General features: G+C 46.1%; 19 protein-coding genes. 11 read left to right on the top strand and 8 right to left on the bottom strand.

From position 1 onward, the window contains the following. Positions 1-73 precede the first annotated feature (73 nt). Positions 74-2971, top strand: a complete 2898-nt coding sequence (gene glnE / locus CSH92_RS04880; RefSeq protein ID WP_100656495.1) for a bifunctional [glutamate--ammonia ligase]-adenylyl-L-tyrosine phosphorylase/[glutamate--ammonia-ligase] adenylyltransferase — start codon at positions 74-76, stop codon at positions 2969-2971. A 12-nt stretch (positions 2972-2983) separates the two neighbouring features. Here glnE and CSH92_RS04885 read toward each other — a convergent pair whose 3' ends face one another. Together CSH92_RS04885 and lpxL are read right to left on the bottom strand one after the other, a co-directional pair. Next, the gene (locus CSH92_RS04885) at positions 2984-3592 is read right to left on the bottom strand and encodes a toxin co-regulated pilus biosynthesis Q family protein (RefSeq protein WP_100656496.1); all 609 of its coding nucleotides are present in this window, start codon (positions 3590-3592) and stop codon (positions 2984-2986) included. 59 nt (positions 3593-3651) lie between these two features. Further along, positions 3652-4578 (bottom strand): LpxL/LpxP family Kdo(2)-lipid IV(A) lauroyl/palmitoleoyl acyltransferase, encoded by a 927-nt coding sequence (lpxL, locus tag CSH92_RS04890; protein WP_420807490.1) that lies wholly within the window; start codon positions 4576-4578, stop codon positions 3652-3654. A 159-nt stretch (positions 4579-4737) separates the two neighbouring features. On the opposite strand from lpxL, the gene CSH92_RS04895 reads away from it, so the two are divergent. Next, entirely contained in the window at positions 4738-7842 is a 3105-nt protein-coding gene (locus CSH92_RS04895) for a PAS domain-containing hybrid sensor histidine kinase/response regulator (RefSeq protein WP_100656498.1), read from the top strand. Here the strand turns inward: CSH92_RS04895 and CSH92_RS04900 are convergent. From CSH92_RS04900 to CSH92_RS04915, 4 genes are all read right to left on the bottom strand, one after another. Further along, the gene (locus tag CSH92_RS04900) at positions 7830-8093 is read right to left on the bottom strand and encodes a DUF3081 domain-containing protein (protein WP_100656499.1); all 264 of its coding nucleotides are present in this window, start codon (positions 8091-8093) and stop codon (positions 7830-7832) included. The genes CSH92_RS04895 and CSH92_RS04900 overlap by 13 nt on opposite strands. Before the next feature lie 166 nt (positions 8094-8259). Then, positions 8260-8799 (bottom strand): outer membrane beta-barrel protein, encoded by a 540-nt coding sequence (locus tag CSH92_RS04905; RefSeq protein ID WP_100656500.1) that lies wholly within the window; start codon positions 8797-8799, stop codon positions 8260-8262. A 16-nt stretch (positions 8800-8815) separates the two neighbouring features. Then, entirely contained in the window at positions 8816-10051 is a 1236-nt protein-coding gene (locus tag CSH92_RS04910) for a hypothetical protein (protein WP_240612736.1), read from the bottom strand. A gap of 29 nt (positions 10052-10080) precedes the next feature. Then, positions 10081-10890, bottom strand: coding sequence for an outer membrane lipoprotein-sorting protein (locus CSH92_RS04915; protein ID WP_100656501.1), 810 nt, complete (start codon positions 10888-10890; stop codon positions 10081-10083). 333 nt (positions 10891-11223) lie between these two features. Between CSH92_RS04915 and CSH92_RS04920 the strand changes: the two genes are divergently transcribed. The 6 genes from CSH92_RS04920 (at position 11224) to CSH92_RS04945 (ending at position 18345) form a co-directional block, all read left to right on the top strand. Next, positions 11224-13515: an acyl-CoA dehydrogenase gene (locus tag CSH92_RS04920; protein WP_276307857.1), complete on the top strand. Its 2292-nt coding sequence runs from the start codon at positions 11224-11226 to the stop codon at positions 13513-13515. A 93-nt stretch (positions 13516-13608) separates the two neighbouring features. After that, positions 13609-14187, top strand: a complete 579-nt coding sequence (locus CSH92_RS04925; RefSeq protein WP_100656503.1) for a thymidine kinase — start codon at positions 13609-13611, stop codon at positions 14185-14187. Between the two features lie 260 nt (positions 14188-14447). Continuing rightward, the gene (locus tag CSH92_RS04930) at positions 14448-15671 is read left to right on the top strand and encodes an acyl-CoA dehydrogenase family protein (RefSeq protein WP_100656504.1); all 1224 of its coding nucleotides are present in this window, start codon (positions 14448-14450) and stop codon (positions 15669-15671) included. Continuing rightward, positions 15661-16728, top strand: a complete 1068-nt coding sequence (locus CSH92_RS04935) for a phosphotransferase family protein (protein WP_100656505.1) — start codon at positions 15661-15663, stop codon at positions 16726-16728. Before CSH92_RS04930 ends, CSH92_RS04935 begins: the two co-directional genes overlap by 11 nt. Positions 16729-16732: 4 nt before the next feature. Then, positions 16733-17482: an SDR family oxidoreductase gene (locus CSH92_RS04940; RefSeq protein ID WP_100656506.1), complete on the top strand. Its 750-nt coding sequence runs from the start codon at positions 16733-16735 to the stop codon at positions 17480-17482. Further along, the gene (locus tag CSH92_RS04945; protein WP_100656726.1) at positions 17482-18345 is read left to right on the top strand and encodes a bile acid:sodium symporter family protein; all 864 of its coding nucleotides are present in this window, start codon (positions 17482-17484) and stop codon (positions 18343-18345) included. Before CSH92_RS04940 ends, CSH92_RS04945 begins: the two co-directional genes overlap by 1 nt. Here CSH92_RS04945 and CSH92_RS04950 read toward each other — a convergent pair. After that, on the bottom strand, positions 18342-20102 hold the full coding sequence (locus CSH92_RS04950; protein WP_100656507.1) for a monovalent cation:proton antiporter-2 (CPA2) family protein: 1761 nt from the start codon (positions 20100-20102) through the stop codon (positions 18342-18344). The two genes, CSH92_RS04945 and CSH92_RS04950, sit on opposite strands and share 4 nt — an antisense overlap. A gap of 135 nt (positions 20103-20237) precedes the next feature. Between CSH92_RS04950 and CSH92_RS04955 the strand changes: the two genes are divergently transcribed. Both CSH92_RS04955 and CSH92_RS04960 read left to right on the top strand, forming a co-directional pair. After that, the gene (locus tag CSH92_RS04955; protein ID WP_240612738.1) at positions 20238-20633 is read left to right on the top strand and encodes a hypothetical protein; all 396 of its coding nucleotides are present in this window, start codon (positions 20238-20240) and stop codon (positions 20631-20633) included. A gap of 315 nt (positions 20634-20948) precedes the next feature. Continuing rightward, positions 20949-21608, top strand: a complete 660-nt coding sequence (locus CSH92_RS04960) for a hypothetical protein (RefSeq protein ID WP_100656509.1) — start codon at positions 20949-20951, stop codon at positions 21606-21608. Positions 21609-21819: 211 nt separating this feature from the next. On the opposite strand, the gene CSH92_RS04965 is transcribed toward CSH92_RS04960, so the two are convergent. Then, on the bottom strand, positions 21820-23517 hold the full coding sequence (locus CSH92_RS04965; RefSeq protein WP_124916918.1) for a cyanophycinase: 1698 nt from the start codon (positions 23515-23517) through the stop codon (positions 21820-21822). Between the two features lie 445 nt (positions 23518-23962). Between CSH92_RS04965 and CSH92_RS04970 the strand changes: the two genes are divergently transcribed. After that, a complete protein-coding gene (locus CSH92_RS04970) occupies positions 23963-26884 on the top strand; it encodes a TonB-dependent receptor domain-containing protein (RefSeq protein WP_100656511.1) in 2922 nt (973 codons plus the stop codon). Positions 26885-26974: the final 90 nt, after the last annotated feature.

Consider the following 26974-nt stretch of genomic DNA (forward strand, 5'->3'; position numbering starts at 1 on the left):
CATACGATCATTGTTGTTCATCAGCTGAATATGCCACACTTGCATGATGCAGCTGTGAGCTTTCGTTTTTATTATGCCAACCAATTCTGTAAATGACACTTCTTTAGCGCAACAATCCCAATTCCATATAGATTGGTTAGTTGAGCAGGATATCCAACTGTCATCGCAACAATGTCGTTGCCTTGCGGATTTGTTCAGTATGAGCGAGTTTGCTCGTCGTATTTGCTATCAATACCCCAGTGTTTGCTCGTATATCGTGCAGTTTTCCCAACAATTAAGGGAGTTTGAGAGTACTGATAGCTTAACCATTGGCCTGCAATCTGCCATTGCTCAATTCACTGCCGACGTCAGCAGCGAAGTTGATCTAATGCGCCAGTTACGCATCGCACGTCACTCATTACTAGCTACGATCACTTACCTGGATTTGATCGAACAACAACCCATTGCCGTCTCATTACAGCAAGTATCGCTGCTTGCTGATGCGCTGATAATGGCTGCGTACAACTGGCAATATAACCAATTACAAGCGCGTTACGGGACTCCGCATACCGCAGACAATCAGCCGCAACCCTTGTGCATCTTGGCAATGGGCAAACTTGGCGGGCACGAGCTCAATTTTTCCTCTGATATTGATTTAATTTTTGCCTATCCGGAAAAGGGCGAGACCTGCGTGGCGACTGATAAGAAACAAAGAGTCCTTGAGAATCAGCAGTTTTTTACCAAGCTCGCGCAACGCATCATATTTACCTTGGATACCGTAACTGCTGATGGCTTTGTTTATCGCGTAGACATGCGCTTGCGCCCGTTTGGTGAAAGTGGCCCGTTAGTCGCAAATTTTGACGCTCTCGAGGATTATTATCAGCAACAAGGTCGAGATTGGGAACGCTATGCCATGTTAAAAGCGCGGATCATCAATCCGCCCTCACCCTTTCATCAGCAATTAACCCAACTGTTGCGTCCTTTTGTCTACCGGCGCTACGTTGACTTCACTGCGCTTGAATCGCTACGCAGTATGAAACACATGATTGAGAAGGAAGTGCGCAGAAAACGCTTATCTGACAATATCAAGCTTGGCGCTGGCGGAATCAGGGAAGTCGAATTTTTTGTTCAAAGCATGCAAATCATTCATGCAGGCAAATATCCACTATTGCAAACCTCATCGCTATTAGAGGCAATCAACGGGCTGGTACACGTCGATATTCTGAGTGCAGCAGAGCGAGACGAATTGCTGACTGACTATTATTTTTTACGCAAAGTCGAACATTGCTTGCAACAAGTTGATGATCAACAAACCCAGCAATTACCCACTACAGTAAACGAACAGGCACGCATTGTAGCTATGCTAAGGCAAACCGATTGGAACGCACTTTATGCCAGTATTAATGCGGCTCAAAAGCGGATCAATAGTTACTTTCATCAACTTATGGAAACCCCTGAAGAGGCGATAGACAAAGCTGATCCCTTGTATGCATTGAGTGAAGATTTATGGACAGTCGAGTTATCCGCAGAAGAGTGGCAGCAATTACTCTCACCCTATATGTCATCAGCGCTCATTTCTGATCTTTTCACGCATTGCCAACACCTGTCACAGCGCTTAACCAAAATACCCATGGGGCAACGCGGTGCGGATGTATTTAACCGGCTTATGCCAGCAATCTTGTTTGATATTCTAAGTGTCCCTTCGCAGCAGTATGCGATGCAGCAAATTGTGGCTATTTTATGCAGTATCGCTGGTCGTACAGCGTATTTGGATTTACTCTTGGAAAATCCACCCGCTCGCCAGCAACTGCTTTTCCTCACCGGTCAAAGCGCGTGGATTGGCGAACAAATTGCGCGCTTCCCAATGCTTTTGGATGAGTTGCTTGATCCCAGTTACCTCGCTCATCGACCCACAACGATTGCAGCGATTCGGGACGAACTTCAAAGCCAACTGCAACAGTCGATGTTACGCATCGATCCGGATGATCTTGAAGCCGTGATGAATGCCTGGCGTCAGTTTAAGCTCAGTCAACAACTGATTATTGCTGCTTCCGACGTATGCGATACGCTGCCCACCAATGCAGTAAGCGACCATTTAACCGCATTGGCTGAAGTATTACTGGACAGCGTTATACGTTCTGCATGGCGAGATATGAGTAAACGTTATGGCGAGCCCGAAGGTGAGACGATAGAAAATGCCGGACTGTGTGTGGTTGCCTATGGTAAATTTGGTGGCTTAGAACTGGGCTATGGCTCTGATCTAGACTTGGTTTTCCTGCACAATGCAAATTCAGAGCAAAACACCACAGGCGTAAAATCGGTAAGCGCTACGCAGTTTTATGTCAAAGTCGTGCAACGTGTTATGCATTTAATGGCAACGACCACCCAGCTAGGTCATATCTATGAGATTGATTTACGTCTCAGACCCAACGGTAATTCTGGCATGCTGTGTAGTCATATCGAGAGCTTTCAGCAATATCAATTGGAAAACGCCTGGACGTGGGAGCATCAAGCGTTAGTGCGGGCTCGTCCGGTATGGGGGCAATCTCACCTCAAGCAATCCTTTGATAAAGTCAGACAAAAAGTTCTATGCCTCCCTCGTATAGACAAAGAATTAAATCAAGCGGTTTATGAAATGCGGGAAAAAATGCGCGCTCATTTGTTTAAACCATCAGCGCAGGGCGTTGACCTTAAGCAAGCGCCGGGTGGTATTACGGATATCGAGTTTTTAACTCAATTCTGGGTACTCGCACATGCTCACAAGGCCCCAGAACTAATGGAGTGGCCAGATAACTTACGAATCTTAGATAGCGCAGTAAACGCTGGAGTGATTACTCAGCAACAAGGGGAACAACTTAAGGGCGCATATTTAACTATGCGTCAGGCAATCCATCAAGGTGCTCTGAATGGCGAATCGGCGGTGCCTGACACGCCGGAACTTCAGCAGTGTAGGGAGTTTGTGAGTAAATTCTACCAACGAACATTTCAGTAAACGGCCGTTTAATTAATTTGCGCGCACACAATGCTCGGTTAAATATTCAGTGTCATTGGCCGTGATCACCAGAGAGCGTTGCTTAGGGCATACATAACCGTGCACATCGCCAACGAAGTTACTGTCGACGGCATTAGCGATTTGTTTTACCGCTCTAGCAATGGTCGAATCCATTTGGAACTGATGCTTCACCACAAAATCCTGATCCAAATCCCAGATCACTTGCATACCTTCTTGCTGCGCAAAAGAAGAAAGTGCCTCCCGCAACGTGTTCCCGGCTTTGAAGGTGCGGTATTTTTTCTCTCCCACCCATCGCCCACTAACAGGCCGCGCTTCGCTGGTCATGCTTTGTAAACGTTGATCGAGCGGGCGTTCATCGGCACCTAACTCCATCACAAAGTCGCCGGCCTCCTCCTTGATTGGATCATTAGAGCTCATTCTAAACTCTTGATAGAACGCACTTAGGCCACTGGCAACCGAACGCTTCGCCGGTGCACCTTCAGGCTCGGGTGTCGACACTGTTTCTTCTTGCAGGGTAACGACTACCACGGCTATGACGATCAACGCCACCGCGAGCCCCAAATGCTTAACCCAAAACAATGTGTTCGAACTTGTATTCATACTAACTCAGCTGCTCTTATCGCGTAAGTGAACGCCAACTAACTTCCAACCTATACTATTTAATCATATAAACTTGGATAATGCTCGCTAGGACGCGTTTTGTAGCGTTTATGCATCCACAAATAACTTTCTGGCTGCTCTTTGACCAACGCTTCAATCTGCTGGTTCAACTCGATTAACGCGACTCTGTCCTCTTTATCGGCAAAATCCGGCATTGGTGGATAAAATTTTACTACATAGCCATTTTTACTGTATTGCGGAGAAACCATTAGCGGAATGCAATTCGCTCGGCGTGCAAACATCAAGGTTGCTGTGGTAGTCGCGGTTTGAGCAACGCCACCAAACGGAACAAAAATACTCTGTAAGCGACCATAGTCTTGGTCCGGCAGGTACAAACACAATTCCTTTTCATCCAGAGCCCGCAACAATGCCTTGGCATTGCGCTTATGGATCATATATTTGTTGGAGCGATTACGGCCGTGATATTGCAAGTAATCCATCAATGGATTGTTGTGTTTGCGATAAAACGCGATACTAGGATGACGATAGCCAAGTATGCGGCAGGCTAATTCTAGGTTCATATTATGAATGGCTAAGCCAAATGCGCCTTTTCCTTGGGCCAGTATGGCCTCAACATGTTCGTAACCCTCGACGCGCCCCAACCGTTTTATCCGCCATTCAGGTGCCCACCAGCCTAAAGCAGTCTCAAATATTGCCATGCCAGCACAGGCTAAATGCTGATCTAAAAGGCGCTCTCGTTCCTCATTTGATTGCTCAGGAAAAGTTAACTGTAAGTTTCTGCGCGCCACAGCAACGCGCTTTTTGACTAATTTTTTAAGCAACCATGCATTACCCTTTGCCAAAACCCTGAGCACGCCCAGCGGCAGCCAACTGATCAGATAAAGTAATACGACACCGAACCAGATCGGCCAAAACTGCGGTAATAAGAAACGCCATTCAAATTTGGGCGGCTGTATTTTAGACACAAAAACCATCACTTAAAGAATTTGACTCAAGAATAGCATGGGGCTGAAAGGGTTCAAAAAAAACTGCATTACCTTGACTTGCAGAAGCAAACTCGCTTTCTGTCAACCAAACTGCTTAAATATAAGAAAATTGCTTAACGTTTGGATGGATTAAGTTAGATGGATAACGCCTTCTATCAACAACTCGTCGCCAAGTCTGCGTGTGGTATCTTGACCGTCGATCGAGAAGGCCAAATTCATTTTGCTAATCAATATGCCCATGCCATGTTCGGATATTCAGAGCCTGAGTTAATCGGCGCAAATATCCAGCAATTACTACCTGAAGAATACCGTGCGGGACACAATAATCTAATTGCCGGCTTCTTCAATAAAGAGCAGCCCCGTGAAATGGGTAAAGGCAACAGTTTCCCAGCTTTAAACTCTAAGCAGCATATCTTTTACATCAGTGTGAGTCTGACACCCACTGACGATCAAAAACAAATGATAGTAACGATAACTGAGACCACCAAGCATCAGCGCAAAGAGGAAGTATTGCAATCGCAAGCGCGACAATTGAGTGCTGATAAGGAACAGTTAGTTGCGCTAACTAAACAATCAAAAAGCGCACTTTTTGTTGCTGATGGTCAGCTGAATATCATTTTGGGAAATGAAGCGTTCTCTCGTTTGACGGGGCAATTAGAAGGAGAATTTCAGAATATAGTCGACCTGACAGGGCGCAATACCAGTCTGTTAGAAATCCAAAAACTCCAGCAGGCATGTCACGAGCAACAAGACATTTCCAGTGAGTTATTACTTTATAACAAGAGTGGTAAAGAGTTCTGGGCCATCATTGAGTTACACCATACTGTCAACTCAGCAGGTGCTCACCAGTATATGGGTTCGTTGACAGATATCACGGAGCAGAAATACCTCGAGCGCCGCTTGATAGAAACCAGTAATTTACAACGGGCCATCCTTAATAGTGCACCGATCTTACTGCTTTCAACCAATGAAGCAGGTACCATAACATTATCCAATGCCTGTGTTACTGAAAGGCTGGGCTACTTAGCCGTAGATTTAGTCGACCAGCTTACGCCATTTGATTTATTAACTGGCAAGTCACTCGCCGCGTTAAAAGTGCATCTTGACCTTTCGTTTGATGCAACAAATACCGAACTATTAGCAGCTTTGCACCGCAAACTCTCACAGCAAAGTATGTCATTGGATTTAGCACTGCAAAGTGCCGAGCACCAATCACTAGACGTGGAGTTAACCCTCACCGCGATCAGTTCAAGCGGAAACAGAAGTTCCGGTACGTTATGGTTAGCACGCGATATTACCGAACAACGCGCGGCAGAACGTGAAGTTTCACGCATCAATCAATTGTTAGAAGCCACCGGAGAAATCGCCAAACTTGGTGCCTGGGAATTGGATTTAGAGACCAATAGACTTTGGTGGTCAGATGAAGTTTACCGGATCCATGAAATTCCGATTGGGACCGCTATCGACGTAGCGGCCGCGATTAACTTTTATGCACCTGAGGCTCAACCCGTGATCGAAGCAGCAATCGCTGAAGCCATTCAAAATGGTTCAACATGGGATGAACAATTACCCTTTATAACGGCTAAAAACAACCGAATTTGGGTACGTGCAGTCGGCTTTGCAGAATATAAAGATGGGCATCCTGTTAGCCTTCGAGGGGCTTTTCAAGATATAACCGACATCAAACGTGTTGAACAAAAAGCGCTCGCAGCCAATCAGGCCAAGAGTGAATTTTTAGCTAATATGAGTCATGAAATCCGCACGCCATTGAATGGTGTGTTGGGTATCAATCAATTACTGGCGGCGACGCAACTCGACGCTAAACAGCGTGAATACAATCAGTTAATTGCGGCTAGCGGGCGTAATTTGTTGGCGATTATTGATGATATTTTAGATGTTTCTAAGATTGAAGCGGGCAAGCTTGCAATCAGCGAGCAACCTCTCCATCTGCGCGACTTATTTACCGATATTGAAAATAATACTCGCGCCCAGTTGAAAGAAAAAAGTCAACCAGTAAGGGTTGAGCTTAGCATCGATGATAATGTGCCCAGCGCAATTTTCACTGACCCCAACCGACTCCGACAAATTATTCTAAATCTGATCAGTAATGCTATTAAATGCACCGATATGGGTATGATCGGCATTCACCTCTCGTGCAACAAGGAAACTATTTCATTCGCCGTATCTGACACTGGGATTGGCATCCCCGAAGCGGCATTAGACACACTTTTCGACAAATTCACTCAGGTCGACCAAAGCTCTAGCCGCTCTCGCGGGGGGACTGGTCTTGGATTATCCATCTGTGAAGAACTTGCCAAGCTATTAGGCGGTGATATTAGCGTAGCCAGCACCCTTGGCAAAGGAACGACCTTCACTCTCACTCTCCCTTTAAAGGTTGCGCAGATTGATAAACACACTCCTACGTTACCGCTCGTGGTCTGCAGTGATGTCGAGACAGCCGATGTTTGGCGGGAGTTTGCCGCCACGAATAATTTGCAGGTTGAAATTCAACCCTCTGCACCAGCCGCGTTGCAATGGATTAAGAGTCAGCTCAGTCAGGGTAATATGTTCCGAGTGATCATATACCAAGATTTGGTCGGTATGGCCGGCATCGAGTTCATCAAAACCCTGATGCACAAAGGGATTGTTTCGGCTGATGCCATTGCATTTGTGGATGGCAATAATGGCAGTGATTTACAAGAAACCTGTAACTCTTTGGGCGTTAACGCCTGTTATTCGATGCATCAGGGGTTAGCCCCATTAACCGAATTTGTTCAAGCTACCAATCCAAGCTCACAAGTTGTCAGCCAGGTAGAACAAACCACTCAGCAACCTTCGCCTAACTCTGAAATCAACATTCTTTTAGTGGAGGATAATCATATTAACCAGTTTGTAACCACTGAGATGTTAACTCAACTGGGATATAACTGCTGTGTTGCCAATAACGGCCTAGAAGCATTAACCATTTTTGAGACCGAGATGGAGAACATCGATATTATCTTAATGGATTGTCAGATGCCGGAGATGGACGGGTACGAGACTACTAAGCGAATCCGCCAGATGGATAATCCCAAAGCTCATAATATTCCGATTATTGCGATTACAGCGAACGCGCGAGATGAAGATGTTCAGGCTTGTTTAAACGCAGGAATGAACATGCATATCTCTAAGCCCTTACTTATCGAAGAATTAAAACATGCGTTAGAACAGGTACGTCAGCGAACAAGTCACTACGACATATAATTTTTATCTATCTGTTTTAGTTTTTGTTCAAACGCTTCCATGTGTTCCTGTTTTTCATAGTCAAAATGGTATTGATTATGAAAACCAAAGCGAAGTTTAACCAACGCGTCTTCAATAAAAACAGTGTAGCCATCAAAATCGGTAAAGGCCTTCACACCTTCCAAGTGGTATTCGTTGTCTACGACCTCTCCGTGCTGCCGGATCTTGTCGAAAACGCCTAAGATAAAGTGACTATCGATTTCATTCTTCAAACGTTTACCTTTGTCGTTTAGATGTATCTAACGGTCAATACGCTAAAGAGAGCATTGTAAGATCAAACTGTTGGGTGTACTCAGAGCGCAGAATAACTGATTAATTGGCTGCGCCGAGACGGCAGGAGCTACTAGCAATCCCCGCCGCTGTAGCGCATAAAAGCGTCTAGTTAAAGTTGTAGCGGAAGCCTAGATAAACCGCGCTGGACTGAAAATCATCTTCACCACCGATATATTCAGCCTCTAAACGTACCATCGTGTTAAGGCCGACATAATAATCAAAGCCTATGCCTACGATACCAGCCATAACGCCGTCATCGTAAGGTTCGACGATATCGTCAAATACAACGCTTCCTTGTAAGTCTGCGCGCATTACGCCCACTCGATAAAAAAGTTCCCCTTCGCGTGATGCGGCTTTACCTAGCACCGAGACAAACAATGCATCCCCCTCTAAACCGTTCGCGGGATTGCCGTCACTCGCAGCATCGTCTGCGATGCGTTGATAACCGCCCTCTACATACCACTGCGGATGGAATTGATGGCCAACGGCTAGTTTGTACGCAACACTGCCATCAGAATATTGGGCAAACTCATTATCTGCATATCCGGCACTGACAACTGCGTACATCCGTTCAGTAGCAGCCGCATTGGCTGCGACGAGCAAAGCAGCAGCAGTCAAAAAAGAGCTGAGCAAACGACGTGACATAATTCAGGTTCCTTGTTTAAAAATAATATTCCAGGGTGAACTGGATAAAGTCTTCTCTGCGAATAAAGAATAGCGGGTCGCTAATATCATCGCTGGCAAAAAAGTAGCCATCGAGTTTCCAACGCCATTGATCGGTTATACGACTAGAGGCTTCGATAAATCCAGTATAGCTGCTTGAGTTATCTAAGTCTTGTACGACGCCAATTAGAAATTCTGTGCCGTCAATATCATTAACCACAATCCTAAACCCAACCATCAGATCATTTTGACCAAATACAAAAGCCGTTTCTTCACGCTCGTCAAACTGGTATTCGACCAACCAACCCAAATCGTATTGGGTATTGAATATCCCAACCTGAGTAAACTCAAAGCCCGCTACTGCGGCGAAAAACTCATCTTTGACTTGATCGCGCAATGCATCTGGCACATTTTCCTGCTCATCACGGCGGTAAATACCCTCGAATTTAAACAACCATGCATCGACTACCGCCAGCGCATCAATAGCTATTTGTTGAATTTGTGAATAGTACGGTTGTACTTTCACCCGCCCGGTATCTGGATCTATCGAAGGTGCTAAATAAGGATCACGATTAGTGCCAGCAAAATACGATATTCCGAGGTCGAGGCTACCGTAGGTTTGCTGCCAACGTAAGGCGTAATCAATATTGGATTGCTCATTATCAGATGCATACAACGGATTATCAGTATCAATTAAAAACGGTGGTGTTACCCGGCCATCCAGACCTGCAAACGTGCGCTCACGAAAATAAGGTAAAACAAAGGCTGAAAACCTGCCGTGTTCACTGAAGTAAGAAAAATTAAGCATCGGCTGACCAAGTTTGGTCTCGCCGTCAACCGAATCTACATAATCGGTTTGGTTGATCACATCAACCAAATGCAATGACTCCGTTTGCCCCCAAAAAACTTTACTGATCCCTGCAATAAACTCCCAATCACTGGCAAGATGCAACCAATGAAATTCACGCAGGTCAAAATGCGTGCGCTCACCGTCATGTTGATCGACCCGCGCAAAGGGTTTAATCACTAAGCGATCATCGCCTTCGTTCCCGCTATAATAAAACTCTGGCGCGGCATACAACGACCCTTGCGCTCGCTCTTGCTCGGGTAGCAACGGATCTTCAAAATAATAGCGTTGTTCAACCCCTGCTTCTCCGCTGATTTCAAAGTCCTGCGCTAACGCCGTAGCAGATATACAAACTCCCCCTAAGGTAAGGATTCTTAGCATTTTCATAGCAGAAGGCAAAAAACAAATTTGCATAATTAGCGCACGTTTCTCAATTTGTTGCTGTCAAAGTCAGCCTCGTTCAGGCCCACATCAAACCGAAACTCATCTACCATCAACAGCGTGCTTTTACCCGATTGTTCGTTATACATCTCAGCACTGTGGGCGCGCCAGAATTTGCCTTTGTACTGCTTATAATCAGATAAGGTTAGGGTTTTCAATAAACTGTCTTTGCGGTCATAGAACTCAGTTTTGTGAACATAAAAATGTTCTTGATCGACCCACGTCTTCTGCCGCGTATATCCTGAATTCGGATCCAACGGAACTTGCTCTACGACAAAAGCTTTACGGCCATTGATGGATTCTTCGCCAATGTAGTTGAAACTATATTTCTCTATCTCAAACGAGGTCATGTCTTCGAACGCGAACTCGCTGCCCATAAATGGGCCGGACTTATTCTTTGAATTGATGCGCTTCACTCGTTTAATCGCCGGCAAATAAATCCACTGTAAGTCAGGCTCTAGCGCCTTACTGAAACTTAGAAAAGCCGTTCCACTGACATCGCGAGGGTGATCAAAAATGGTCAACGCTTTATCACCATCATCAGGCACTTCTAGGGATTGCACTCGGATCTCACGCACTGACTCTTGCCCTTGCGCATTGCGCAGAATCATACGCATATCAGCGGCACTATCGCCCCAGCCAACATCGGCATTTTTACGCTGTTGGGCGACCTCTAAACCGCGTTGCTCGTTCGCTTGAACGGGCATACCAATGCTGAGTGCAGCTAAGCCTAATAGAGCTATACCTATAACCCGACGTGGTAATAGCTGTTGCAAATTGATCATTCCTTTCTCCCTTTGACCCGCTTAGTGGTTGTTCTAACAAGTATAGAACGCACTTGGGACTATTAATAATAACGGCACGCCGCTTATTATGCTGAGTAAAAAACAGTTTTTTGGGTATATACCGCAAAGTAAGGGTGTCTCGATTGACACCTTTTGAAGAAAATTTCGGCAAAAGCGTAAATAATGCTTCACATTAGCGTATTAATTTTAATACTGGCGTATTCAATTTCATACATCTACATTTCAATTAAATCAGACACTTAGACTATTTTTTGTACAATTTTTGATAACAAACCATGAACATTTCATTAGCAAGTTTTGATCTTCTCAGAAATTGGAGTAGTATATATTCACAACTGGTCAGATGAGCGGATGAGTATTATGAGCATCAGAACAAGCTTAAAGAAAGTATTACCCCCTATTTCAATTACCGAGCAAGAAGCGCTCGACGCAGGGGACGTGTGGATTGAATCTTCTATTTATCGCGGCAAACCGGATATGCAAGTATTGCGCAATATTCCGAAAGCCACATTGAGTGCCGACGAACAAGCATTTTTAGACGGCCCGGTTAAAACCTTGTTGAAGATGGTTGATGATTTTGAACTACAAAACAGCAACCACATCCCTCAAGAGATTTTAACTTTCTTGGGCGAGAACAAATTTTTCTCAATGATCATCCCGAAGAAATTCGGTGGTCTAGAGTTTAGTCCGTACGCTAACTCAACAATTGTTGCCACTATTGCAGCCAAGAGCGGCGCCATCGCCGTTACTGTAATGGTGCCAAACTCGTTAGGTCCGGGCGAGCTATTGATGCACTACGGTACTGAAGAGCAACAAAATTATTGGCTACCGCGTCTAGCCGTTGGCCAAGACATTCCTTGTTTCGCCTTAACAAGCCCTGAAGCAGGGTCAGATGCTGGGTCGATTCCAGACGCAGCAATCGTCACCAAAGGTGAGTACAACGGCGAAGAAGTGATCGGTTTATCGGTTACTTGGGACAAGCGTTACATTACGCTTGCACCGATTGCGACTGTACTAGGCTTAGCGTTTAAAGTGTTTGATCCAAACGGTTTATTGGGCGACAAACTAGAGCTAGGCATCACTTGTGCGTTATTACCGAAAGATCACCCAGGCGTAGAGTTAGGTAATCGTCATGATCCTATGGGTGTGCGGTTCTATAACGGAACAACCCGTGGTGAAAACGTATTTATTCCAATGGACTTTATCATTGGTGGCCAGAAGAACATCGGTCGTGGTTGGCAAATGCTAGTGAGCTGCCTCGGCGCTGGTCGTGGTATTTCATTACCAGCAATGGGTGTTGCATCAGCACAGTCTTCATTTAAGTCGACCGCTGAGTATTCATTTGTGCGTGAGCAATTTGGTGTTCCAATTGGTCGCTTTGAAGGTATCCAAGATAAGTTGGCTGACATTGCAGGTAAGACTTTCTTACTGGAAGCGATGCGCGTGTTAACCACTGAAGCATTAGGTTTAGGCTTGAAACCTTCGGTTATTACCGCTATTGCCAAATACCATATGACAGAACTTGGCCGTGATGTGGTCAACTCTGCGATGGACGTACAAGCAGGTAAAGCAATTCAACGAGGTCCGCAAAATACCTTGGCTGGCGGTTATTCTGCGCTACCAATCGCAATCACTGTTGAGGGTGCTAATATCCTAACACGCAGTTTGATGATATTTGGTCAAGGTGCAATGCGCTGCCACCCATACTTGAAGGAAATGGTTGATCTCATCCACAGTGATGACAAGTCAGCCGATGCTGAATTCAATAAAGTGCTGGGTAAAACAGTCAAGTTCAGTGTTAAGAATGCATTCCGCAGCAAGGTTAACGCGTATCTGCCGTTCTTGCGTGGCACTGAATCAGCGCTACCAGAAGTACGTAAATACGAGAAACGTTTAAACGCCTTGTCAGCAAAGCTTGCACCATTAGCTGACCTTTCCTTGTTAGTACTGGGTGGCGATTTGAAGAAAGCTGAGCTATTGTCTGCGCGTCTTGGTGACATGATGAGCTATTTATATGGCACTATGGCAGCCATTCGTTTCTATGAGCAACGTGTGGAAGACCGTAAACAAGCGCAGCCGTATTTTGAATATGCCGCTCAGTGGTCGTTACAGCAAGCGGAAAAAGCATTGGTTGATTTCATCGCTAACTTCCCGAACACCGCGACTCGTTATTTGATGCGTGTATTGACCAACACTTACACTTCATCGGTAAGCCAAATTTCAGATGACTTGGTACGTGAATTGGCCACCGCTTCGTTGCAAGATAGCAGTATCAAAGCACAACTGACTCACCTAGTAGTGACTGAGCCAGGTGATGGTAACGATATTAATGAGCAAGCATTTAAAGCGAAACATGCGGTGATGCCACTGCTAGGCAAAGTGCAAAAAGCTCTACGCAAGTCACCGGTAATACCGTTTGTTTCTTTTGAGAATGCAGTTAATGCGTTGTTGGAGAAAGGCGAGCTTACTCAAGAAGAACATGCAGCCTTATTAAGCTACGACGCTAAGCGTAAACTTGCCGTTCGTGTTGATGAGTTTGATTTCGACTTAAATCTACTTAAGCCAGAGCAAACTCAGGTAGACAGCACAGCAAGTGCAGCATAAACACTAAGATAGTCTAAAAACGGCCCTTCAAAGGGCCGTTTTTTTTGCCTCAAATACCGTATAATCCCCACAAAAAGCATTTTTACTTCTACCATGGCACAACTTTATTTTTATTATTCCGCGATGAATGCGGGTAAATCGACGGCGCTACTGCAGTCTGCATACAATTATCAAGAACGCGGCATGCGCACGCTCATCTACACCGCGGCGTTTGATGATCGTTATGGCGTGGGTAAAGTCAGTTCGCGTATCGGATTGCAAGCGGAAGCCCGCCTGTTCAAGGCTGAAACCGAATTGTTTAACGATATTCAAGAGCAGCTTAGTCAAGGAAAGATCGATTGTGTGTTTATTGATGAAGCGCAGTTTCTCTCACGTGCTCAAGTCAAAGACCTGATAGAAGTCGTTGATGAGTTAGATATTCCAGTATTGGCCTACGGCCTTAGAACCGATTTCACCGGCGAAACCTTTGCCGGTAGTCATTACTTATTGGCATGGGCTGATAAACTGTTCGAATTGAAAACCGTTTGTCACTGCGGTCGCAAAGCCAACTTTGTGGTGCGTCTTGATGAACAAGGCAATGCCGTGCGCGCCGGAGAGCAAGTGGAAATTGGTGGCAATGATCGCTACGAATCGATGTGTCGTAAGCACTTTAAAGCACTGATCTGGGATTAATCGAGCGGTTCTTTGAGGCCGACTAGCTGCGATTTTGGGTGATTGTCAATTTGGCGACAGTTGCGTTTCCACCTGGCATTCAGCGATTGCGAAAAACATGCAGATATAGTCAATTTTATCAATAAATTAAACTTTTCATTGGGGAGCTTTTAGTTGTTTGAAAGCACTTATTGGTCATAACCATTTATCAGCAAAATTAATTTAACTTACTAATTTTCATAGAATAGACTTATGTTTTGGTATCTTTCCACGAGGTCACTATGGATTTTAGTTATAGTCAACGCTGCCAAGACTACTTAGCTCGCGTCAAAGCATTTATGCAAACCCACGTTGAGCCTATCGAGGATGATGTTTATCACTTCTTGCATCAGCACAATAACCATGGTGATTGGCGTCAATGGCAGCTGCACCCGCAGGTAGAGGCTCTCAAGCAGCAAGCCAAAGCAGAGGGACTGTGGAATTTATTTTTACCGGATGCTGATCTCGGACAAGGGTTGAGCTGCTTGGAATATGCACCTTTAGCTGAGCAAATGGGTCGCTGCTTATTTGCCCCCGAGATTTTCAACTGTAATGCGCCAGATACCGGGAATATGGAAGTCCTGTATCACTTTGGTGATGAGGCCCAAAAAGCGCAGTGGCTAACGCCTTTGTTAGCCGGAGAAATCCGCTCAGTATTCGGTATGACTGAGCCTGAAGTAGCTTCTTCCGACGCCACCAATATGCAAGCTGATATCGCTATTGGTGAGGATGAAATCGTTATAAATGGGCGTAAATGGTGGTCGACTGGATTAGGGCATCCCAATGCCAAGATCACCATTTTTATGGGGTTATCAAATCCAGAGAATGATCGCCACAATCAACACAGTATGGTGATCGTTCCCCTCGATAGCCCAGGCATAACCATTGAGCGCATGCTCACCGCATACGGTGACTTTGATGCCCCGTATGGGCACGGTGAGATGGTATTTGATAATGTGCGGGTACCCCGCAGTAATTTACTGGTGGGCCCTGGTAAGGGTTTCGCCATAGCACAGGGCCGTCTTGGTCCAGGTCGTATTCATCATTGTATGCGAGCGATCGGGATGGCAGAAAAAGCGCTAGAACTCGCCATTACGCGTGGGCTTTCACGGGTTGCCTTTGGCAAGCCTTTGGTAAAACTCGGCGGTAATGGCGAACGCATAGCCGAAGCACGAATGTTGATTGAACAAGCTCGCCTATTGACACTAAACGCAGCCTGGAAGATTGACAACGTAGGGGTTAAAAATGCCATGGTAGATATTTCTGCCATCAAAGTAGTGGTACCAAATATGCTGCAGCAAGTGGTCGATATGGCAATTCAACTGCATGGTGGCGCAGGCATGTGCAATGATTTTCCATTGGCTCGCTTTGCAGCTGGCGCGCGTGCGTTGCGCTTGGCAGATGGCCCAGATGAAGTCCATAAGGGCATGGTGACTCGCCTAGAGCTTAAACGCTATGCCCAATAAGTTAGTCGATACCGCGGGCGCCGTTCGACCTGGCGAAGAATTGGATCTGGCAAAGCTACAGCCTTGGCTAGACAGCACCATTGATGGGCTTGAAGGTTCTCCTGAAGTCACACAATACAGTGGCGGTGTATCAAACTGGACCTATTGTTTAGCATTTGCTAATCGCTCCATCATTTTACGCCGCGCACCGGATGGCACAAAAGCCAAAGGGGCGCACGATATGCAGCGCGAGTTTCGCCTGCAACATGACTTGAAACCAGTGTTTGATAAAGTGCCTGTAGTTTTAGGGTACTGTGAAGATCCAGAGCTTATCGGTAGTGACTTTTACGTGATGGAAAAGCTCAATGGTATCATCCCGCGCAAAAACTTACCGCGCGAGTTGAAACTATCTTCGTCAGACGTCGCCACACTCTGTCAAAACGCCGTTGATACGTTGATTGATTTGCACCAAGTGGATTATCAGGCAGCCGGGCTTGAACACTTGGGCAAAGGAGCTGGCTATACTGAGCGCCAAATTAGTGGCTGGATCAAACGCTATCAGAACGCTAAGACTTGGAACGTGCCCAAGGCTAAACGGGTCACGGAATGGTTAATTAGTAATTTACCCAGTAAGGAATCCCTTTGTATAACGCATAATGACTATCGCTTTGATAATTTGGTACTGGCACCAGAAACTCCAACTCAAATTATCGGAGTTTTGGATTGGGAACTCGCCACCATTGGTGATCCTCTGATGGATCTGGGTAATACCCTCGCCTATTGGGTTGAAGCTAGCGATGACAAATTAATGCAATCCACGCGCAAGCAACCGACAAATTTAGCCGGCATGATGACTCGCCAAGAAGTGATCGATTATTACTGCGAAAAGACTGGAAATCACGCAGCAGATTTTGCCTTCTACGAGGTTTACGGGCTGTTTCGCTTGGCGGCTATCGCGCAACAAATCTATTATCGCTATTATCACAAACAAACGCGCAATCCGGCATATAAACATTATTGGTTTTTCGTCAATTACTTGATCCGTCGGTGTAAGAAAATTATTGAAAAAGCAGGTTAACTACATGCAAAGACAAAATATCATTATTACCGGTGCAAGCTCTGGTCTCGGCAAAGGCATGGCCATCGAGTTCGCTAAGATGGGGCGGAATTTAGGACTTTGCGCGCGGCGGGTAGAACGCTTAGAAGAGTTAAAAGCGGAGCTATTGGCAATCAATCCGAACGTTAACGTTGTGATTAAGCCTCTTGATGTGGACGACCATGATGCTGTGTTTACCTGCTTTAATGAGTTTCAAGCTGAATTCGGCACGCTTGATCGTGTGATTGTAAATGCTGGAATGGGTAAAGGAGCATCGGTAGGTACCGGTTACTTTTATGCTAACAAGCAAACTGCTATAACCAATTTTGTGTCGGCCTTGGCACAATGTGAAGCCGCTGTGGGGATTTTCCGTCAACAAAATCATGGCCATCTAGTCACGATATCTTCGATCAGTGCAGCTCGCGGTTTTCGTCGCGCTCTTACTGTTTATGCCGCGACTAAAGCGGCACTCACCTCACTTACTGAGGGGATCCGCATTGATCTGATGAAAACTCCAATCAAAGTATCAACAATCCACCCTGGTTTTATCCAAACTGAAATCAATGAGAAAGTGAAAGCTGCGCCCTTTATGGTGGATACTGAAACCGGGTGTAAGGCCTTGGTCCGCTCGATTGAAAAAGAGCCAGCTAACAGTTATGTGCCGGCATGGCCTTGGGCGATCCTCTATCGGCTAATGAAATGGGCACCATTATCTATGCTGGCGAAGATGAGTTAATGCAAGGGTCGATATTATCGCAGGTTATCTTGCCGCTGGTGTTGGCAATGATCATGTTCGGCATGGGCCTGAGTTTAACCCGCGATGACTTTGCCCGCTTGCTGCGCATTCCGCAATCGGTTATCGCCGGGCTGATCGGCCAGGTGATCATTCTGCCATTGCTCGCCTTTGGTTTAGCAATAGTATTAGCACTGCCACCTTACCTGGCGGTTGGGGTTATGGTGTTAGCAGCCTGCCCGGGAGGTACAACAAGTAATTTAATCAGTCATATTGCGCGCGCAAATTTAGCACTTTCAATTACGCTAACTGCAATTACCACACTAATTTGTGTATTTACCACACCGCTCATCATTCAATTTAGTCTGCATTATTTTGGTGTTGATAGCCCTAACTTTTCCCTAATCAATACCACGTTGGGTTTAATTGTAATCTCTCTGATCCCAGTATTGCTGGGCCTGTTTGTACGCCACAAAGCACCAGTCTTTGCCCAGCGCCAAGAGCCGGTCTTTAGGAAGCTTGCAGTTATCTTTATGATTGCCATGATCGCTGGGATCAGCTGGCAAGAGCGCACTATGCTAATGGAGTCCTTTCCCCGCGTTTTTGTGATCACACTAACACTAAATATACTGGCAACATTGCTTGGCGTTATTATCGCTAAACTGGTTTTCTTATCACCACGCGATGCCACCACACTAGGCATTGAAATCGGTACCCAGAATGCTTCAATGGCGATTTTAATCACCTTGACCTTTTTGGATGATCCGAGCTATGCCATTGCCTGCGGTGTGTATGGCGTCACCATGTATGTCGGAGCCTTTGCGCTAGTTTACTGGCACAAGTATCAGCCCAAGCAGCCTGGCTAATTCGGCGAAATTTCGCGTTTATCATCAGCAAACAATTGTTTGAGTTCTTCCCGACCTTGTTGACTAATTTGGATCAGCTCATCCATTGAGCTATCTTGCTGAATCGCATTATCCAGCAACTTCATATCATGCTGCACAAATACGTTAGCCATGTAATCAGTTTGCCCTTGGGTGTAGCCCATCGCGGATAGCACTTGCTTGGAGGCCTCGACTCCGCCACTGAACATTTCTCGGGTAATGTAATCAACGCCCAGTTTTGCCAACTCGGTTACATGCCAACGGTTGTGAGCGCGCGCAACAATCTGAATATCTGGGAAGTGTTCTTTGATCAATTTGGCAAGCCGCGTAATCGCATCCATGTCATCAATGGCGATCAATACGATCTTGGCATGCTCAATTCCCGCGGTTTTAAGTAGGTCTAAGCGAGTTGCATCGCCATAAAAGACCTTATTGCCAAACTTCTTAACAAACTCAATGTGTTCAGCATCTTTATCCATAGCAGTAAAGGCGACACCGTTAGCGGCTAGCAAGCGCCCAGTCAATTGTCCGAAGCGGCCAAAGCCCGCGATCAATACACGCGGCTCTGGTGAATCACTTTGTGAATCGTATACCGCTGGGCAATTACGACTGTTATACAGAAGGCTATGTAGGATAACCAAAGGCGAGGTTATAGCCATGGATAAGCCGACTACGAGATTAACCATGGCAGCGATATCTTGGCCGAGCACCTGCGAACTAACCGCTAGTGTCATTACTACAAAGGCAAACTCACCGCCTTGCGAGAGCATTAGGGCCACGCGCGTGGAGTCAGTATTACTCTGCTTGTTTGCCTTCAGTATGGCAAAAATGATGATGGCTTTAAGCGCAACGAGTACAAGCGTAGCTGCAATGATTACCAGTGGTTTATCCACCAATAGTCCAAGGTTTAGGTTCATGCCGATAGCAATAAAGAAGAGCCCTAGCAACAAGCCTTTAAAAGGTTCGATTTCGGTTTCCAGTTGATGCTTAAATGAAGAGTCAGCTAATAAAATGCCTGCGATAAACGCTCCCATGCCCATCGAAAGGCCCACATGCTCCATCGACAACGCCGTCACTAGAACCAGTAAGAGTGCAGCGGCGGTCATGACTTCACTGCTGCCATAACGCGAAACCAAACGTAAGAATGGGTTAACCAAGAAGCGCCCAACTAACAATACACCCACCACAGCTAACACTGACATCCACCAAGGGGTTTCAGATGCACTGGGCAATGGTGAAAAACTCGCCACTAGTAAAAGAATGGGAATTACAGCCACATCTTGCATCAGCAGAATACTAAAACCTTGCTGCCCCGGAGGGGTGTGCAATATCCGCTGTTCATTCATTAACTGGATGGCGAACGCGGTTGAAGAGAGCGCGACTGCCAAACCCACAACAATCGCCGTTTGCAATGAGTAGCCCAAGAGCATCATTAGGCCACCCAAGAGCAGCGCGGACCCTAATAGTTGTGAAGCACCGCTCAGTGCAATCTGGTTACGCATGCGCCATAAGACTTTAGGCTCAAGCTCAAGACCAATGACGAATAACAGCAATACCACGCCCATTTCAGCAAAATGCAAAATGGTTTCCGGATCATTAACGGCATTCAATACGCTGGGCCCTATCACCACACCCGCACATAGGTAACCGAGGATAGCGCCAAGGCGTAAGCGTTTGAATAAAGGTACTGCGATAACCGTAGCAGCGAGAAAAACTAAAACCGAACCGAGTAATGACATGAGCAAACATCACGAATCTGGAAATTATGCAGTTGAGTCTACTACACTTCTATACATTCAGATGTTGATAAATTTAGTCTGTCGGTTTAAAAAATTTGAACAACGGAGGTTAACCTGAACAATCGAAACTTTGCTATGCACGGCGATGTTGCCCTTACAGTCGAGGACGGTTTATTGGTGATCCGCGGCCTAGGGCCTGCCAATATCGAAGCGGTATTCACCTATCAACGCACGGCCCAAAAGTATCGAGAACAACTCAATCATCAACCTTGGGCAAGTTTGGTCCTTTTGCGTGGTGAGCCATTATTACCACCAGCGGCAAAAAGCTTACTCATCGACACAATCCAGTATGCCTGCACGCAGCAGTTAGTTGCCACAGCCATAGTGCTGCAAGACGTGGCTTATGAGAATGTGGTGCGCCTATTTTGGGAATCCATATACAACCAAACGGAGCTACCGTATCAGTTTTTCCACCAAGAAGCAGAGGCCAGAGACTGGCTTTACGAACAAATCGAACAAGCGAAAGCATAGTTCTGGAAGTTTGTATTTAAGTAGTAAAATCACCTGTCGCCCTCACCGCATTACGAGAATCTCTGCTTCTCGTAACTTATGGAGGAGGTTAGTTCCACACCTTAACTTCTCATTCAAAACCTGAAGCACTATACCTGTTCTGCCCGACCTAACAGTTACTTCAGTTCTACTAGCTGTTTAAATTTTTTAAAAATCAATGTCAACTTTCTTTACAATCAAGAGAACCATAAAACATAAAGTCATGATAACGCTGATTATTTTTTATGGCTCTTTATTTGCATTGAGAAAACTAGTTAATAGAAGTGAGACTACACAATGAAAAAAGCACTGGTCCTGATAATGACTTTTTTATCTATAAAAACAGCAACTGCTAGCCTTATAGCTGTTGAAAGTTACGATATGTTAAATGGTGACGTTGGTTCGTATGCCTATTGGGATGAGACTTACAATGGAACAGGTGATGTCACTGTAAGCCGCTCACGTTTAACCGGCGGGACTGGTGATCTTACAGATGGAATAATCGCTTCAGGATGGTGGGGGGCGGTTGAACCTGGCAATGGCATACTAGGAGCTGTCGGAGGTGACAATGGGCCTTATGTTGGCTGGGTTAATTATAACCCTTTCATCACCTTCAATTTCGGGCAAGTTTTTAATATCACCAAAGCAATCGTTTATGTTGATAACTCTATCAACACTGGTGGCGTGGGTGGTCCACGTGGCGTGTCTTTTAATGGTATGCCTGAACTACTAAATCCTATTGCAAGAGCCAACGCTACAACAGCTATACTCACTTTTGATTTAAATATCACCAGTGATCAAATAACTGCTGAAATATTTAGAACAAATTCTTGGGTGTTTATAAGTGAAGTCCAGTTTGAAGGAACAGCCGTGGATGTGCCAGCCCCTGAGACCTTTGCAATTTTACTGATGGGAATGGTCGGACTTTTCTTTAGTCATAGAAAACAGATTAAATAGAGTTATATACATATAAGCTAATCCTTGTTCGAAAGCCGAGTATAACCTCGGCTTTTTTAAACCATTAAAAATCACAGATACCGCTACTCTTAAGAATTTCACAATTGTCTATATCCGACATACGTGTATATTAATCAACACTACCTCAATTCTCACTCTGAGTCGTACTACCACAAATTGACTTGCGAGGATCATAGGCTTGATTTTTTGTTTAACTGCTGGTCAACACCGCAGGCAAACCAAAATACCCACACTGCCTATACTCAGGTTTCTCCGACACATAAAAGCGGGTTGCTTCACTTGCTTGGATAGTTACCTGATACCCGGGCTGGTGCCAAGATAATCGCTTTTGACTGCCGCACCACTCACGTGTGCTATTGCGCCAAACACCATCGACGAGAGCTTTCATTCGAATCCGTTCAGAAACTTGCGGTATCACCGTTTGCAACTTTAACTCGTTGTTTTCGCTACTGTATTGCAAGCGCATGCCTGGCACCAGGTAGTGGGTTATTGCTGAGAGCTGACGTTGCTGCAAGGCAAAGTCAGTAGTCATGTTCTCAAAACTTTGACTACCCGCCCGATCGATCACAAACACGCCATTTTCGCCAATAACGCCTAGAGAGATCTGTTCGGACTGATAATTCACTGTAAGTGCTGTGGTTTCGTCTACGCCAAAAGCGAACCGCTGCGCACTGGCTTGGGTGAAAGCTAACAAGCGAGCTTCCCGGTCGCGCTCTGAAAAATGTGTATCAACTAATCCCAAGGTGAAAAGGCCTAATCCGCCCTGCGGGAGATAAGTCAGATCATCACTGAATAGTTGCTCTGCACAGGTGCCTAAGCAACGCTGACTGGGTGCGGGTAATGGCATAGCACCACGCACCAGCGCTTGACGACTGTGGCCATTAGTCAGCATAGGAACCGGGCGCTGAAAACGAAAACCGCCAGCTTGCACAGCAGTACCGGCACTGGTGCCACCAACGACCAATTCCTTATTCAGCATTCGCTGTTGAATGATTTCAAGCATGGCACTTGGCTCACCCTTCGGCGTCAACATTGCTGCTAACGTTTTAGATTGGTCACCGCCGTTAAAAAATACGCCATGAACCTGACCCAGTAAGTCACTAACCAGTTCTGGTTGTTGGCAATATTGCACTTGCATTGCTGTGCGCAACGGATAAATGCGCGCCCGGTCAAATTGATTGTGTTGAGCACGTAACTTCGTTAATTGCCCACATCCATCCACGCCGTGAGTCTGCAACCAAAGGGCGTGCTGATAAGCGGCATCCAATGGTAACCAAACCACATCAGCACCGAGCGAGCTAAATGCCGAGAGGTAAAAATCAGCAGACTCATAAGGGTCCCGTGATGACGCTGTGATCACCGCGATGCGTGGACTGTTCGAATCCCGCACGCGCAGCTTCGCTTGATCGACAAAGGCTTGATAGACCGCGATACTGTTTGCGTTAGCATTGTTCAGTACATCGGCCCGCTCTTGTTTGCGGTTACCGGTGGCGCTGCGCTGCTCCATCTCATGTGAGTCTAATAAAGCGAAGTATACGGGGTCAGGTAAATCTCGTATGGAATCGTTAGACATCCCCATAGTGACTATCGCGTCTAAAAACTGACTTCTAGATAAAGAGCGCCCGGTACTTTCTGCATATCCTTTCAGCAAAATTGCATGAACTTGCGTGAAAATTTGCTGAAAATCACTCTGAAATTGAGCTTGCTGCAAAAATCTTGTCAAAGCAGCAGGAGAAAATTCATACAAATTCTGCTGTTTATCGTCTTCGGTAAAATTGTTTACCCGACAATTTTGCGGAGCAAAACTTGAGCATGTTGTGAGTGAGCCACCGGCTAAAAGTAAATCAAATTCCTCCTCGCTAGCAACTACTGAGAATGCCCAACTCATTGAAAATGAGAGAACTAATAGGCTTTTCTGCAAGTTGATTAAAATTTTTGTTCTGCCATTTGAAAGATGTTTTGAAAGCTGAAATTGATTCATTTTGAGCGCTAATCGCCTTGGGCTAATTCGTTGACTTTTTTTTACCCTAGTGTTAACAAATAATTAATGTCAATGGATAAACGACGGCTTCTTTAGCGTCCACACCAAAGGCATTTTGCATAACTTTTCATGCAGTTGAGTTGAATAAAGAATCGATATCCGATGATAAAAAAAGCAATGTCATTGAGTAGCTATCACTATCAAAGCTACTACCTTTCCGAGTGGTTCGACGAATAGCCACCCTTCCCTAGCGCAACGCTCTGCGTGTTGCTGCGCCTTTCTGCGCGCAAGAAAATATTTCTAAAAATAATCCGCTTCCGGCCTATGCCCGGACGTTTAGGGAAGTAAAACAATGAAAAAGAATCCTATTGCTATTGCGATATGTGCGGTATTGACCGCCGTCGCTTTACCAACTTTTGCACAAGACAACAACACAACCGATGAGCAAGACGTTGAAGTTATCAATGTTACCGGTACCCTTATCAAGGGTGTTGATGTCGCCGGTGCGCAACCATTGACGGTGCTTAGCGCGGAAGATATCGCCAAAACTGGCGCCAATACCATCGCTGACCTCATGCGCATCGTTAATCAGACTCGCGGTGGCCTCGGCAGCTTTACCACCAGTGAAAGCGGCGCAACATCAACCTCGACACCACCAGGACAAGCGGCGGCATCTTTGCGAGGTATTGGTCCCTCTGCAACCCTCACGCTGGTTAATGGCCGACGAATTGCAGCCAGTTCTTTTGCCAGCGGCACGGAAAACTTTGTAGATATCAATAGTATCCCAGCATCAGCGCTAGAGAGCGTTGAAATCCTCGCCAACGGCGCCAGTGCCACATATGGTGCAGATGCGGTAGCGGGTGTCATCAACTACATCTTGAAAGACGACTATGTTGGCACGGAAGTATCGGCCAGCTATGAAAATAGCGTGGATTCGCCTGATGATGGCAGGGTCAATCTGCAACTCCTATGGGGCACCAAAATCGGCGATGGTAATCTTACTGTGTTTGCCGATTACTATGATCGACAAGCCAGTCGAGCCACCGACCGCGCGCTCACGCGCGAGCCAACGCTGCAAAGCAACTACTCGTACTTACCCAAGGACACGCCCAACATCTATTTTTTCTCGTCCCGTGATGGCAATGAAATTGGCGCGCCGAACTGTGCTACCGAGCTGGTAACCACCGAGTTCGGTGAACAAATTTGTGCGTACTACACTAATCAAGATGATTACTTAGAAACACCATTAACCACCCTATCCACAGGCTTCACCTACACACAAGATATTGGAGAGCTGACGTGGAAAACTGATTTTTTCTACTCCTACAGTGATTCAACATCCTATTCTACGCCTGCCCCGATCAATCAAATTGATGATCGCGAAGGCCCATGGGTAGATGAATCTGCATTGTTTATTTTCGATCAGGCCACTCAAGATGCGCTGTTTGATAATCTGTATATCGACCCATTTGACACTCAAGCTGGTCAAGAACGTTATGGCTTCCGCTACGACGCGCGCTTCTCAGCCCCACGCACGGTAGACGTTGAAATCAATGCCTGGCGTTTAGTCTCTGCGCTGTCTGGTTACGTTGGTGATTGGGATTGGGAGTCGGCACTGGTTTTATCCAAGTCCGAGTCTGACCAAACCGCGGTTGCAGGGATTTACAACCGCTACTTGTATACCGCTGCGGTAGATGGTGAACTATGTTCAAACGGCACCATCGCCAGCTATTCCGCTGATACTGATACCTTAAGCTGCAGCAGTGGCAACTTGTTGGGTATGTACAATCCGTTCTTGAGCGGCGATGCCGCCAACGATGCCATTTTGGCACAAACCCAAGTGCAACCCACGCGCCAGGGAGAGAGCGCTGTATATAGTTGGGATATCCGAGCCAGCGGTGATTTATTCAGCTGGGGACAACGAACCATCAGCGCAGCCGTGGGTGCCGAAGTAAGACGCGAAGAAATTACCGATGTCCCTTCATTGGAATCAAGAGCCCGCTTTGAAAACGAATATCTCGTTGATGTCTTCGGTTTTGGTTCCAGCTTGTCTGAGGCTGACCGCAGCCAGTATGGTGTTTTTGCGGAAATGTTTGTGCCATTGACCGAACAAATTGAGGTTAGCCTTGCAGGGCGCTTCGACGATTATGACGATTTTGGCAGTACGTTTAATCCTAAAGTGGGTGTAACGTTCCGCCCGGCGGAAGAACTTATCCTCCGCGGCTCATGGTCTACCGCCTTCCGCGCGCCGTCATTAACGCAAGCTGGAGTCAAACTACGCACTACCCGCGCTTCATTTGATTGTTCAGCTAATCAGGCAGTTGCTGACCTTTATTGTGAGGGAGACGGCAGTATTCGCGGCAATAATGTATTGGAGTTGGGTAATCCAGCACTGCGTGCTGAAGAATCAGAGAGCTTCACCGCCGGTTTTGTTTGGAGCCCGACTAAACACACCGATATTAAAGTCGATTACTGGCAGTTTGAGCATGAAGATTTAGTCGATACCAACATGACTGGCGTGCTAGCAGCAGCGATTAATGACGCGAGTTTACGCCATTGTGGACTTGTGCCTGAAGGCGAGATAGGGATCGCCTACGATGAAGATCTGTGTTTAGTTACTGACAATAATGGCCTTACCATTGAAGACGACGGCGCAGACCTCAATGAAATACTTGACGCCTGGATCGATTTTGACCAACCGCGCTTCAATGAATTACCGCTATTCCGTGACCACGTATTACTCCTCGATAACACCGGCACGCAGGAGCTGAGTGGAATTGATATCGACCTATTCCATGCGACTAAATTTAGAAGCGGTGACTTAGAACTGGGACTTCGCGCCACGCATTACATTAGCTATGAACGTAATAAACCAGGTTCCGATGAAATCGAAGAACTGATCGGTTCGTTTAGATACCCTGAAAATATCGCCAGCGCCGAAGTATTTTGGGTCGCCGATGATTGGTATGTCGGTGCCTATGTGTTTTATACCGCGGGCTATGCTGATGACATTGCGCGCTTACGTGGACGCAATATCGATGAGTTAATTGACCTTGGTGAACTGAATGCAAACGAAGAGCGTGAAGTAGCCTCCTGGACTACTGTGAGCCTAAGTGCTGGCTATCACTTTGAGAAAGCGACAGTGCGTCTAGCCATTGATAACCTGTTTGATCGCGATCCGCCATTAGTTTACGGCTCTTCGCGCGGATACGACAGTTACAATGCCAACCCGTATGGCACGCAATACACAGTAACTGTGGATTACCGGTTCTAATACAGTCACTGGAGTAACCTCAGGACTGACGTTTAACCCGTCAGTCCTGATGATATTTACGTCCAACAGATTGTTACTTGACCCTGCCTT

It is taken from the genome of Neoalteromonas flava, from assembly GCF_002807685.1.
Taxonomy (GTDB): Bacteria; Pseudomonadota; Gammaproteobacteria; order Enterobacterales; family Alteromonadaceae; genus Alteromonas_E; species Alteromonas_E flava.